Here is a 13,007-nt window from a genome sequence, read left to right on the forward strand (position 1 = left end):
ATGGCGGGCGCATGGGAGGGGAATCCAGATCGGATCGAAGATCGCCGCAGGCGAGTATGCCCCGTTTCCGTCGGTGGGCAGCGGGGGCAAAAGGATCGTTGCCGATGCAGCCGCCGGGCGATCCGGCGGGGTGGCGTGGCGTGCGGCGATATCAGGCGCTCCGGGCTCCCGCCGCATCTCCGGCGGGGTCATGAAGGCTGATATCGCCACAAACGCAACGAATACACCAAACATGGTGTGTTAACGCCATGTAAGGCTCCAGGTTCCCGAAAAGAGGAAAGATTTTCGGGAGGGGGGTGTGGAATGCCGCCCCCGCCGGCGATCAATCCTTCAGATCGGGCTCGAGCAACCGGTGCATGTGGGCGATCACATAGCGCATCTCGGCATCGTCGACCGACTTCTGCGCCGCGCCGCGCCAGGCATCCTCGGCGGACTTGTAGTCGGGATAGAAGCCCACGACATCGAGCGCCGAGAGATCGACGAAATCGAGGCCGCGGGGATCCTTGACCCTGCCGCCGAAGACGAGATGGAGCTTGCTCAACTGCGCGTTCCTTCCTTGAACGTAAAGTGAGCCTGACCCACCTTTGTCGCGGAGGCAGAGCGCGTCTGTCGCGGCAGCCCGGATGCTCCCGCGACAAAGGTGGGTCAGGCTCTCCTGCCGCGCGAACCGTCGGTTCAGCCGCGCGCCTTCATTCGTTTGACCAACGCGTCGAAACCTTCGCGTTGAATGACGCTGTCGAAATCCGCCGCCTGCGCCATGGCGACGTTAATGCCCGCCACGCGCAGATTCGCAACCTTCCATGCGCCACCAACCTGAGAAACCGACCAAACGGCGGCCATCGGCTGGCTTCCGGGCTTGATGACCTGCGTCATCACGTCCACCCCGCCGCCGGGCGCGGGCTGCGCCCGGACCATCTTGATGGTCGCGTCCGCATATTCGAACAGGCGATCGGCATAGGTGCCCACGATATAAGCGGGCAGCGCGGCCTTGTACGCGGCCTTCTGGGCGGGCGTGATCGTGGGCAGCCAGCGGCGGATCAGCCGATCGCCGATCTGGTCGACCGCGACATGGCTGGCCAGCAGGGTGCGAAACTGGGCCTTCGCGGTCGTCTTGTTGCCGGATTTCATCGCGGCGAAGCCGTCCGCCGTCAGCGTCTGGATGAAGCGCTGGGGATCGGAGGAATCCACCGCGGCCTGCGCCGGTGCGATGGCGATCGGCGCGCTGAATGCGGTGACGGTGAAGGCGAGCGCGGTCAGGAGCGAACGTGGGGAGGGCATGAAAAAGGGTCTCTCGGATGAAGATCTGGGAGAAAGCATGAGGCAAGGCTAGCGTTCCCGTCGTGAACGCCAGCCGAACCGTGATTCGCGGCGAAGGGTGGGATCAGCCGGAGACCTTTTCCCGGCCGGCGGCCAGAGCGGCCACACCCGCCGCGCTGGCGGCCTTGGCGGCATCGCCGAAGAGGCTGCTCACCTGGCTGCGCAGCGCTTCCTTGTCGAGCGCGGTTCCCTTCACGGCATCCAGGCCCGCGTCGCGCCCGGCGGTGATCGCGGCCGCCGCCGCCGCCGCAAGCTTGTCGCCCAGCGGCGCGAGCAAAGCCTTTTCCTTCTCGCCGCGCGGGATCAGGGCGCCTGCCGCCGCGCCCAGCGCGATCCCGCCGAGCAGGGCGGCGAGCGGATTCGCCTCGATCAGCGAAACGGTGGAGTGCACGGCGCCCGTGGCCTTCTCGCGCGCGGCTTCATAGGCGCTTGTCACCTTCGTCGCGGCGGTCTTGCCTTCCGGGGCCGCCGCCGTCGCGGTCTTGGCGGCCTTCTTTTCGGTCTTGCTCATGAAGCATCTCCTTGTCTCGATTTGCGACGTCCCGATTTCGGGCGCTTCGATTTCCTGTGAAACAGGCGTGCGCCGATGAGGGCGCCGATTCCCGCCACGATGGCGGATGCGGCGATCGGACGCTCACGCACCGCCTCCACCGCATCGACCGCCACTTCACCGCTCTTGCGCTTGATGCTTTCGATGGCGTCGCTCGCCAGGCTGGCCGGGCGAAGCCGTGCCTCCACCTCGCGGATCACCGCGCGCAACTGATCGCGCGCGGCGGCGGCGCGCGCGCGGGCGGCGGCGAGTTCCGGATCGGTCATGCCGCGCATCCGTTCACTTCAGCATCTCGCTGAACCGCTTCGCGGCGAGCCAGCCGAGCAGGCCGGCCACGATCAGCGCGATCAGCGCGGCCACAGCGAGCCCGCCCGCCGGGCCGATCCATCGCGCCAGCGCCATGCCCAGCGCCGCCACCAGCACGATCACCGCGGCATTGGCGAGGATCAGCGCCACGATGATGAGCGCGGCGCCGATCTTCGCGGCGCCGGCCCACGCCGCCACCGTCTTGCGGACCAATGCGATCTCGGCCTGCGCGAAGGCGCGGCCGGCCTCGATCAGCCGCGCGAGAAGCTCGCGCAGCGATGCTTCGTGACTTGCCCCCACGTCGTGCGTCAGGCCGAAGGCGCGTCTTTATCGGAAGTGGATCCGGTATCGACGCCGGCCCTGGCGAGGCGGGCGATGATGAAGCCCAGCGCCGCCGCCGTGCCCACCGCCACCGCCGGGGCCTTGGCCACCATGTCGCGCGCCTCGTGGAACAGATCGTCCACGTCCTTGCCCTTCAGCGCATCGTTGAAGGAGGCGATGCCATCGGCGGCGCGGCGGGCATAATCGCCATATTGGCTGCCGACCTTTGCATCCACCTGGCCGGCGGCGTCGTTGATCAGGCGGATGAATTCGTCGAGCGCGCCGGTCGTCTTGTCCTTGCTCAGCAGCGCATATTCGCGCGCCCGGTCGTAGCCCTGCGTCTTCACCTCGTCGAATCGCTCGAAGAAGGCGCCGCGCGTCGCGCCCGCCTCGCCGGTGGTCGATCCTCCGGTGCTTGTCGTCGTCTCTTCGCCGGTTTCGCTGGCGCCGTTGATGATGTGATCGGTGCCTTCCGGCAGGGGCGTTTCGGCTGCGGCCATGGGCTGTCTCCTTCTTCGCTTCCAATGCATGGCCGCGCGGGCGCGTTCCATGTCTGCGCTGGCATTATTGCCCTTTTCCGGGGCGCCCGATAGAGGCCGTCCCATCTTTTGAAACTGACCGGAGACCGCCCAAATGACCGCGATCGTCGACGTCCACGCCCGCACCGTGATCGACAGCCGGGGCAACCCCACGGTCGAGGTTGATGTTACGCTGGAGGATGGCAGCTTCGGCCGCGCCGCCGTGCCATCGGGCGCGTCGACTGGCGCGCGCGAGGCGGTCGAGAAGCGCGATGGCGACAAGAGCCGCTGGCTCGGCAAGGGCGTGGATGCCGCCGTCGATGCGGTGAATGGCGAAATTGCCGAGGCGGTGGAGGGCCTGGAGGCTGAGGATCAGGCCGAGATCGATGGCGTGATGATCGAGCTGGACGGGACGGACAACAAATCCCGCCTGGGCGCGAACGGCATTCTCGGCGTCAGCCTCGCGGTCGCCAAGGCGGCGGCCGAGGCGCGCGGCCTGCCGCTGTATCGCTATGTCGGCGGCGTGGCCGCGCATCTGCTGCCCACGCCGATGATGAACATCATCAATGGCGGCGCGCATGCCGATAATCCGATCGATTTCCAGGAATTCATGATCATGCCGCTGGGCGCCGAAAGCCTGCTGGATGCGGTGCGCTGCGGCGCGGAGATCTTCCACACGCTGAAGAAGGAGCTTCACGACAAGGGGCTCGCCACGGCGGTGGGCGACGAGGGCGGCTTCGCGCCGAATCTCGCCAGCCCGAAGGCCGCGCTGGATTTCATCATGCAGTCGATCGAAAAGGCCGGCTATCGCCCGGGCGAGGAAGTGGCGATCGCGCTGGATTGCGCCGCGTCCGAATTCTTCAAGGGCGGCGTCTATGATCTGGAAGGCGAGGGGCGGAAGCTCTCGTCGGCCGAAATGGCCGATTATCTGGCGGAACTGGCCGCCGGCTATCCGATCGTCTCGATCGAGGATGGCATGGCCGAGGATGACTGGGAGGGCTGGAAGATCCTGACGGACAAGCTGGGCGGCAAGGTGCAGCTGGTGGGAGACGACCTGTTCGTCACCAATCCGGCGATCCTTTCGGAAGGCATTGCCAAGGGGCTCGCCAATTCGCTGCTCGTGAAGGTCAACCAGATCGGCACGCTCTCCGAAACGCTGGCCGCCGTCAGCATGGCCCAGCAGGCCGGCTACACCGCCGTCATGTCGCATCGTTCGGGCGAGACGGAGGATTCCACGATCGCGGATCTCGCCGTCGCCACCAACTGCGGCCAGATCAAGACGGGCAGCCTCGCCCGTTCGGACCGGCTCGCCAAATATAATCAGCTCATCCGCATCGAAGAGGAACTGGGCGCGATCGGCCGCTATGCGGGGCGCAGCGCGCTCAAGATCTGATGTCTTCCGTCTTCCGTCTTCCGGAAGCGGGACGGCCCGTTTCCGGAAGACATGTATTTCGTGCACGCAAGCCGAACTGTGCCCCGGTTAAGCCACAATTCGTTGTCTGGCGTTCAGGTTCGGATATCCTTGCAGGCTCCCCGTTTGGAGTCGCCCGCGATGATGTTCGAGGAAGATCTGCGTCGTTCCCCCACCTGTCTGATCGTGCCCGGCCTCGGCAATAGCGGCCCGGCCCACTGGCAGACCATCTGGGAGCAGGAGCGCGCCGATTGCACGCGGGTGGAGCTTGGCTGCTGGGATGCGCCCGTGCGCAATGTGTGGATCGGCCGGATCGATCAGGCCGTCCGCGCGGCCGCCGGACCGGTCGTGATCGTCGCGCACAGCCTTGGTTGCGCCGCCGTTGCCTGGTGGGCGGGGCTATTGGGGCAGGATGTCACAAGCCGTGTCGCGGGCGCTCTTCTGGTCGCGCCGCCGGATGCCGATCGCTACGAATCGAATGACGTGATTGCCCGCTTCGCACCGGTTCCTCTGGCGCCGCTGCCGTTTCCGGCGCTCGTGGTGGCGTCGACCGACGATCCCTATTGCCGGATCGATCGCGCGCAGGAGATGGCGGCCGCCTGGCTGGCCGATTTCGTCATGCTGGAGGATGTGGGCCACATCAATGCCGCGTCGGGGCTTGGTCGCTGGGGCGAGGGGCAGGCGTTGCTCGATCGCCTGCTGGAAGGCGATGTCCGCCGTCGCAGCGCGGCCCGCCCGCCGATCCTTCAGGCCGCTCTTCCGAAACACGCCACGATGCGGTGATCGGGTGGGGCCGATCCGGCCGTGATCCCGTCCGCGGGGATCGCGGTCGCGTCGATCGCGATATCGCTGGGTTTGTGAGCGAACTTCTCGCAATTTCCCCGAGATGAGCCTCAAGCATATGGAAAATCGTGAGTTTGTGCCGATATGGAATGACGAACAAAATGTTAACATGTGATGCGGCCGCGCTGCGAAAGCATGAGCGCGGGCTGCGCTAAGCCCTCGATTTTGCCCGGCTCATCGCACGTCAAGACGCTGAGGCCCCTCGTTGAAAAAATTTACGCCTTGCGCCCGGAATCCGGCGATGACACTATCCGTTGTGTCGAAGCCATGTGGCCGGCACACCAGATTGAGTTTTCCGGGGCGATCACCATATCGTATCCGGCGTGCCGTCCTCGTGGAAGCGGGGGTGAACGGGTCCGCATGCGTGGGCCATGACTCGTCCGTGCCGCTCGCTGGTGTAGGATCGGGGGGCATATTCCCGAGTCGAACGGATAGAGAACACGGGGGCAGGCAATGGATCTCTCGGGTAGCGCAAGCGAAGGACAAGTGAACGACATGGCGACTCTGCTCGAGCCCGAAGCCAAGGTGGCGGCACGCGGCAAGAACGCGCCCTATCCGCTGGATGTCGATCATGGCCGTGACGCGCTCCTCACCGATTTCGGCAAGGAGACGCTGAAGGATCGCTATCTTCTGCCCGGTGAGAGCTATCAGGATCTCTTCGTGCGCGTCGCCTCGGCCTATGCCGACGATGCCGCACACGCCCAGCGCATCTACGATTATATCTCGAAGCTGTGGTTCATGCCCGCCACGCCCGTTCTTTCGAACGGCGGCACGGGCCGGGGCCTGCCCATCTCCTGCTTCCTCAATTCGGTGGACGATAGCCTGAACGGCATCGTCGACACCTGGAACGAGAATGTCTGGCTCGCGTCGCGCGGCGGCGGCATCGGCACCTATTGGGGCCATGTGCGCGGCATTGGCGAGCCTGTCGGCCTCAACGGCAAGACGAGCGGCATCATTCCCTTCGTGCGCGTGATGGACAGCCTGACGCTCGCGATCAGCCAGGGATCGTTGCGGCGCGGTTCGGCCGCCGTCTATCTCGATATCTCGCACCCCGAGATCGAGGAATTCCTCGAGATCCGGAACACGACCGGCGACTTCAACCGCAAGGCTCTGAACCTGCACCATGGCGTGCTGGTGCCCGATACGTTCATGGATGCGGTGCGCGAAAATGCCGAATGGGAGCTGAAGAGCCCGAAGGACGGCTCCGTGCGCGGCAAGCTCAATGCCCGGTCGCTCTTCCAGAAGCTGATCGAGACGCGCCTGCGCACGGGCGAGCCCTATATCGTGTTCCAGGACACGGTGAACCGCGCCATGCCCAAGTTCCAGCGCGATGCCGGGCTCAAGGTTTCCACCTCGAATCTGTGCTGCGAGATCACGCTGCCTACGGGGCGCGATCAGCATGGCAAGGATCGCACCGCCGTCTGCTGCCTGTCGTCGCTCAATCTCGAGACGTGGGATCAGTGGAACGGCGACAAGCGCTTCATCGAGGATGTGATGCGCTTCCTCGACAATGTGCTGGACGATTTCATCGCGCGGGCCGAGCCCGGCATGGAGCGCGCCGCCTATTCGGCCGGGCGCGAGCGTTCGGTGGGGCTGGGCGTGATGGGCTTCCATTCCTTCCTCCAGGCGCGCGGCCTGCCGATGGAAGGCGCCATGGCCAAGAGCTGGAACCTGCGCATCTTCAAGCATATCCAGGCGCAGGCCAATGAGGCTTCGATGGCGCTGGCGATCGAGCGGGGGCCTTGCCCCGACGCGGCCGACATGGGCGTGATGGAGCGTTTCTCCTGCAAGACGGCGATCGCGCCGACTGCATCGATCAGCATCATCTGCGGTGGCACCTCGGCCTGCATCGAGCCGATCCCGGCCAACATCTACACGCACAAGACGCTGTCGGGCAGCTTCTCGATCAAGAATCCCTATCTGGAGAAGCTGCTTTCGGAGAAGAGCAAGAATTCGGATGGCGTCTGGAATTCGATCCTCGAGAAGGGCGGCTCGGTCCAGCATCTCGATTTCCTCACGCCCGAGGAGAAGGACACCTACAAGACCAGCTTCGAGATCGATCAGCGCTGGCTGCTCGAACTGGCTGGCGATCGCGCGCCCTATATCGATCAGGCGCAGTCGCTGAACCTGTTCATCCCGGCCGATGTGGAGAAGTGGGATCTGCTGATGCTCCACTTCCGCGCATGGGAACTGGGCATCAAGTCGCTTTACTATCTCCGCTCGAAATCGATCCAACGCGCCGGATTTGCGGGTGGCGTCGAGGCTGACAATACGCCTGATCTCAAGCAGATAGAGCTTGAGGTTAAGGATTATGACGAATGTCTAGCCTGCCAGTGATCCCCCCGTTTCCGGCGTGACCTCCTGTCGCGGCCGCCCGTGATCGGGCAGTCGCCGGGATGGCATTGCCGGCGGGGCTAGTTGCTTCCGGTCGCACGGAGGCCCGCTTCTGCCCCAAAATGATGGATTAGGGGTGAGATATGGCGCGGCGCCACGTTGAAGGACGGCGGCGGCTCGTATAAGGATTTGCTCGCGATTAACCGTTCGAGCGTATCGGGCCGCCATGCCTGTAAGGACCGCCTCTGCAAAAGACGATGACGTCGAGGCGTTCGCGAAGGCGATCCTCGTCGGCATCCTCTATTTCTGCGCCGCCACCTTCTCTCTGGAATTGAGCCACGGGCTGTTCGGCTTCGCGCCGATCTGGCCCGCCAATGCGATTCTTCTGGCAGCGGTTCTGCGCGGCGGCGGCCAGGCGCGCCGCTATCTGGCGATCAGCGCGATCGCGAGCCTCGCCGCTAATTCGCTGGCGGGCGCCGGCTGGCTGCTGTGCGCCGGCTTCACCGTCGCGAATCTCGCGGAGCCCCTGCTCGCCCGCATGCTGGTTCGCAAGCTTGGGCTCCGGCCGGGCGCTCCCACCGTATCGGGCCGCGAACTCGCCCTTTTCTGCGTCGTCGCGGCGGCTGCCGCCTCGGTCAGCGCGTTCGTCGCCACGCTCTTCGCGCCCGATGATCGGGGCATCTTCTTCGCATCCTGGTTCCTCGCCGATTTTCTCGGCATGCTCATCATCACGCCGATCGCGATCATGGCCGCCGATGCCGTCAACGATGGCGCCTGGCGGCGCGTGCCCGCGCGCATGATCGAGGGCGTCTCGCTGCTGTCGCTCGTGACGGTGCTTACCCTGATCGCCTTCCTCAACAATCGCTTCCCGATGCTTTTCCTGCCGCTGGCCGCGATGATGCCGGTGGTGGTGCGACTGGGCACGATCGGTGTGTCGTTCGGCGTGGTCGTCATCGCCGCGATCGCGGCGATCGCGACCGGGCTCGGCAGCGGCCCGGTGGTGATGGTGCATGTCGGCCGGCTGCAGGAGGCGATGTTCGTCCAGGTCTATCTCTTTGCGCTCTACGCGGCCTGCCTGCCTTCGGCCGCCCTGCTGGGGGCGCAGCGCCGGCTGCTTGAGGATCTGCGCGAGAATAACCGGATGCTGAACATGGCGGAGGCGTCGGCGCAACTCGGCCACTGGCGCTTCCGGGCGAGCGATCGGCATCTCTACTGGTCTTCGGAAACCTATCGGATCCACGGCATGGATCCGGCCGGTCCTCCCCCGGCGCTGGACGCGATCTTCGACGCCTATGTCGAGGAGGATCGCGCCCGCGTCCGCGCGATCGTCGAACGGGCCATCGCGGAGGGATCCTCCTACGAGTTCCGCTCGCGAATCCGCCGCCCTGATGGGGCGATCCGCCACATCTTCGCGCGTGGCGAGATAGATCGCGATCCGAACGGGGAGATGATCTCGGTCTTCGGAATGATCCAGGACTGCACCGAACAATCGGAGCAGGAGCGCGCGCTGGATCATGCCCGCATCGCGGCGGAGGAGGCGGCGGCGGCGGCGCGGCTCGCTTCGGAAACGGATCCGCTCACCGCCCTGCCCAATCGCCGCCAGCTTCTGATCGTGCTGGATCGCGCGCGGGAACAGGCGACGGAGCAGCGCCAGGCACTGTCGGTCGCGATGCTGGATATCGATCACTTCAAGCGCGTGAACGACACATATGGCCATGTGGTGGGCGATCGCGTGATCCAGCGGATCGCGCAGGCGGCCTCTTCGGCCCTGCGCGGGACGGATGTGATCGGTCGCTTCGGCGGCGAGGAATTCATCATCGTCCTGCCGAACGCATCGCTGGATGTTGCCGAGACGATCGCGGGTCGCGTGCGCGCCGCGATCGAGGATGATGTGATGGAGGGCTTCGGCGATTGGCCCAACGTCACGGCCAGCCTGGGCGTGGCCGGCTGGAACCGGGGCGAATCGGTCACCTCGCTGCTCCAGCGCGCCGATGAGGCGCTGTACGAAGCCAAGCGGAGCGGGCGGAACAAGGTGTGCAGCGCGCGCCGCCCGATGCCGGCGGGAAAGCCTGGCGCGGAGGTCCGCTAGAGCGGCTTCGCGGCTGGGTAGAATTACCTGCCGGCCTGTGGAAATAGCGTCCGGCCGGGGATCGTTTCAGGAACCGGCGGCAGAGGCGGCGTGCTTGGGCCGCTCAGGCTCGGGCCGGGTGAGGCGCGCCTCTCAGTTCAGCTCGACCGCGAACAGCGTCACGCCCTGATATTTCTCGTTGCGGGGATCGAAGATGCTGTCCGGCTCGAACGGGCGGTCGGCCACGGCCAGCTCCTGGAGCCCGGTCAGCTTGAACGTGCCCAGCTTCACCTCGCGCGGCGGCTGCCCGTCGCGCTCCACCGTCACCGCGTCGAGGTAAAGCTCGTCGTGGCGCGTATAGAGGATGTGCGGGGCGAGGCGGACCTTCGTCCGGTTGTAGGTGGCCTCGACGCACTGCTTGAGCGCGATGGCCTGGAGGACGAGAGCATTCTGGGACATGGCTGTCCCGTTACTCCCTGCCGGCGGGTCGATTCAAGCGGCTCTTGTGCGTCGCAGCATCCTCCCGCGACGAAATGACCTGTTCCCCGCCATTTATCCCGCGCGGATTTCTTCCTGAATGCCGCGCGGGAGGGTGGATCGCCCGCTCAGCCGGCGGAAGCGGCCTTCAGCGCGGCCGAAACCTCGCCGGCCTTGGCGGCCTTCAGGTCTCCACAATGGCGAATCTCCTCCACGGTGCGCGCGAATTCCAGTTCGCCGGCGCCCATCGCCTTCACCTTCGGGCCCAGCTTCGCCTCGATCTCTCGCGCGCGATCGGCCGAGCATTGCGTGCCCAGCACCTGCGGGAGGCGGCTCGTGATGAAGATGCCGTTGCCTGCGGCGATCTTGTCATAATTGGCGAGCAGCCATTCGGCGGTCATGTCGCGCGTGTCGCGGGTCACGGCGAGGCCGCTGATGAGCGCGATCCGCTCGGTCGGCCGCAGCCGCTTGTCGACCAGCGAGAAGACCCATTTGGCGATGTCGGGATCGCCCGCCGTGGCGATCGCCTGGATGGCGCGCGGGCGGAAGACCGGATCCTCGCTGGTCAGCGCCTTTTCCAGCATCGCGCGCGCGCTGGCGAGGCCGCCTTTCTCCACCGTCAGCGCGAGGGCCGGCGCCAGGAAGGCCTGGTCTACCGCGCCCGCATTGCCCGCCAGATAGGCATCCCCCGCGGCGAGCAGCTTGGCGCGCACCGCATCGTCCTTAGCCTGCAGGGCGAGCAGGCGCACCAGATCCTGGCGCAGCTTCTGCCGGTCCGGATCGTCGGCCTTGTGCGCGCCTGCGGCAGGATCGAAGCCGATCGCGGCCAGCTTCGGCGCGTAGATCGCCTCGATCAGCCGGCGATAATCGGGCAGCGCCGCATCCTCGATCAGCCCGGTCGCGCGCAGCCCGCTCAGGCGGAAGCCGCCATCCACCGCGACGTTGGAATCGCTGGCCGTCGCCATCGTCCGCGCCGCTGCGATCAGCGTGGCCATGTCCGCCTTGCCCGCGCGGAACGCTGCCCACAGGCTGTCGTCGGCCGCCAGCGCCTCGCCCGCCGGTAGCATCGGCCCGGCGGCGATCAGCGCGGCCCAGTCCTGCGTGGAAAGGGTGAAGCGGTAATAGCCGGCCCCGCCCGCATTGGGCATGATCGGGCCGGATCCGGCCGGGCCGATAGCCATGCTCGGCTTGTCGAGCAGGGAGCAGGTGCGTGCCGTACCGGTGCGCACGCACAGCGGAATCGTCCAGGTCAGCGGCGGAGGCGTGGAGCCGAGGAAGGCATAGCGCGACTGGCTGGCGATCAGCTGGCCACCCTGCCGCCTGATATCGACGACGGGCACGCCCTGCTGATCGACAAAGCTCTTGAGCGCGGGCAGCACGCGCTGGTCATGCGCGGCATCGGCCAGCGCCTGGAAGAATTCGTCGGAGGTGGCATTGCCGTAGCGATGGCGCGACAGATGCAGGCGCACGCCGTCGCGGAATTCCTCGTCACCCAGATAGGCCGCGATCATCGCCACCACCTGGCCGCCCTTGCCATAGGTGATCTGGTCGAAGGCGCTGTCGATCTGGCTGTTCTCGCTGATCGTCTGGTGGATCGGGCGGCCCACTTCCAGCGCATCCGTATCCATTGCGGAGAGGGCCTCGTCGATCGCTCCCACGCCGATGTTCAGCTCCGGCCGCCATTCATTGCCGATGCGATAGCCCATCCAGTTGGCGAAACTCTCGTTCAGCCAGATGTCGTCCCACCAGGCCGGTGTCACGAGATCGCCGAACCACTGGTGCGAAAGCTCGTGCGCCACGACCATGCCGAAATTCTGCTTGCGGCGGGTGGTGGCGTTGCCGTCCAGCAGCAGGATGTCGTCGCCATAGATGTCGGCGCCGGCATTCTCCATAGCGCCCGGCATCACCGGCGATCCGATCTGGTCCAGCTTGGGGAAGGGGAAGGGCTGGCCGAAATATTTTTCCAGCAATTCCACGATGCGCGGGCTTTCGGCCAGCGCATAATCCAGCTTCCCGGCCTGTGCCTTGGTGCCGATGATGCGCAGCGGCAGCGGCGCCGTGCGCGCGCCCTCGGCCGGCGCGGCGCCGTCCGCCGTCAGGAACGGGCCTGCCATCATCGCCACCAGATAGGTGGGCAGCGGCAGGGTCGGCTGGAACTGGTGCTTCTCCAGCCCGCCAACCTTCGTCACCTGCGTCTCGGGCGCGTTGCTCACCGCCTTGAAGCCGGGTTTGGTGGTGATCGAAACGGTGAAGGGCGTCTTGAAGCCGGGCTCGTCGAACGAGGGGAAGGTGCCGCGCGCATCGATCGATTCGAATTGCGTCCAGGCGTAGAAATCCGGCCCCACCTTCACATGATAGAGGCTGGAAGGGCTGTCGCCGAAGGCGGCATCATAATCGAAGGCCAGCGTCACCTTGCCGGCCGGCAGCGGCCTGGCGAAATCCAGCCGCGCCGTGCCGGTCTGGTCCACCTGCGCCCATTTGCCCGGCACTTTCCGGCCGCCCACGATCGCGACGGCCTTCGCCATCCTCAGGTCGCGCCCGTGCAGATAGAGGCGGCTGGTTTCCGCCTTCACGATCGTGTCGATCTCCACATGGCCCGAAAAGCGTGGCCGATCGGGAATGATCGTCAGATCGAGGCGATAGGCGGTCGGGCTCGCCTGATCGGGCAGCTTGCCCTTCGGCGCCTGCGGATCGGCGACGATCGCCGTCGGCGCGGGCGGGGCTGCCGCCGTCGCGATGGCGAGCGGGGACGCGAAGGCGAGGGTGGCGAGCAGGAAGGCGCGCAACAGAGATCTCCGGCGAAGTGTATTGCAGGGATAATACATCCCTTGCGGGGAGCCGCAACCTCGAACGGAGGAAAAC

At 66.0% G+C, this 13,007-nt stretch carries 12 protein-coding genes; 4 read left to right on the forward strand and 8 right to left on the reverse strand.

Annotation, left to right across the window (positions count from 1 at the left end):
• Nucleotides 1-322 precede the first annotated feature (322 nt).
• The 6 genes from DI605_RS09760 to DI605_RS09785 form a co-directional block, all read right to left on the reverse strand.
• Complete coding sequence (locus DI605_RS09760; protein ID WP_293972664.1) at nucleotides 323-541, reverse strand: DUF4170 domain-containing protein; 219 nt, start codon at nucleotides 539-541, stop codon at nucleotides 323-325.
• 134 nt (nucleotides 542-675) lie between these two features.
• Nucleotides 676-1,278: a phospholipid-binding protein MlaC gene (locus DI605_RS09765; protein WP_293972667.1), complete on the reverse strand. Its 603-nt coding sequence runs from the start codon at nucleotides 1,276-1,278 to the stop codon at nucleotides 676-678.
• 103 nt (nucleotides 1,279-1,381) lie between these two features.
• Nucleotides 1,382-1,828: a hypothetical protein gene (locus DI605_RS09770; RefSeq protein ID WP_293972670.1), complete on the reverse strand. Its 447-nt coding sequence runs from the start codon at nucleotides 1,826-1,828 to the stop codon at nucleotides 1,382-1,384.
• A complete protein-coding gene (locus DI605_RS09775; protein WP_293972673.1) occupies nucleotides 1,825-2,133 on the reverse strand; it encodes a hypothetical protein in 309 nt (102 codons plus the stop codon). The genes DI605_RS09770 and DI605_RS09775 overlap by 4 nt, the downstream gene beginning before the upstream one ends.
• A 13-nt stretch (nucleotides 2,134-2,146) precedes the next feature.
• Nucleotides 2,147-2,473: a phage holin family protein gene (locus tag DI605_RS09780; protein ID WP_293972675.1), complete on the reverse strand. Its 327-nt coding sequence runs from the start codon at nucleotides 2,471-2,473 to the stop codon at nucleotides 2,147-2,149.
• A gap of 8 nt (nucleotides 2,474-2,481) precedes the next feature.
• Nucleotides 2,482-2,994, reverse strand: coding sequence for a hypothetical protein (locus DI605_RS09785; RefSeq protein ID WP_293972678.1), 513 nt, complete (start codon nucleotides 2,992-2,994; stop codon nucleotides 2,482-2,484).
• 133 nt (nucleotides 2,995-3,127) lie between these two features.
• Here DI605_RS09785 and eno point away from each other — a divergent pair, with 133 nt between their 5' ends.
• The 4 genes from eno to DI605_RS09805 all read left to right on the forward strand — a co-directional run bounded on the left by eno (nucleotide 3,128) and on the right by DI605_RS09805 (nucleotide 9,689).
• Nucleotides 3,128-4,405 carry a phosphopyruvate hydratase gene (eno, locus tag DI605_RS09790; RefSeq protein ID WP_293972681.1) on the forward strand — a complete coding sequence of 426 codons (1,278 nt, stop codon included), beginning with the start codon at nucleotides 3,128-3,130 and terminating at the stop codon, nucleotides 4,403-4,405.
• Between the two features lie 159 nt (nucleotides 4,406-4,564).
• Complete coding sequence (locus DI605_RS09795) at nucleotides 4,565-5,206, forward strand: alpha/beta hydrolase (protein ID WP_293972684.1); 642 nt, start codon at nucleotides 4,565-4,567, stop codon at nucleotides 5,204-5,206.
• Nucleotides 5,207-5,761: 555 nt separating this feature from the next.
• Nucleotides 5,762-7,603, forward strand: a complete 1,842-nt coding sequence (locus DI605_RS09800) for a ribonucleoside-diphosphate reductase subunit alpha (protein ID WP_293972687.1) — start codon at nucleotides 5,762-5,764, stop codon at nucleotides 7,601-7,603.
• Between the two features lie 223 nt (nucleotides 7,604-7,826).
• On the forward strand, nucleotides 7,827-9,689 hold the full coding sequence (locus DI605_RS09805) for a sensor domain-containing diguanylate cyclase (protein WP_293972690.1): 1,863 nt from the start codon (nucleotides 7,827-7,829) through the stop codon (nucleotides 9,687-9,689).
• A gap of 132 nt (nucleotides 9,690-9,821) precedes the next feature.
• Here the strand turns inward: DI605_RS09805 and DI605_RS09810 are convergent, their stop codons facing one another.
• On the reverse strand, nucleotides 9,822-10,127 hold the full coding sequence (locus DI605_RS09810; protein ID WP_293972692.1) for a WYL domain-containing protein: 306 nt from the start codon (nucleotides 10,125-10,127) through the stop codon (nucleotides 9,822-9,824).
• Nucleotides 10,128-10,273: 146 nt separating this feature from the next.
• Complete coding sequence (locus tag DI605_RS09815; protein ID WP_293972694.1) at nucleotides 10,274-12,931, reverse strand: M1 family metallopeptidase; 2,658 nt, start codon at nucleotides 12,929-12,931, stop codon at nucleotides 10,274-10,276.
• Nucleotides 12,932-13,007 lie beyond the last annotated feature (76 nt).

This window comes from Sphingomonas sp. (assembly GCF_003248515.1).
Lineage (GTDB): Bacteria > Pseudomonadota > Alphaproteobacteria > Sphingomonadales > Sphingomonadaceae > Sphingomonas_I.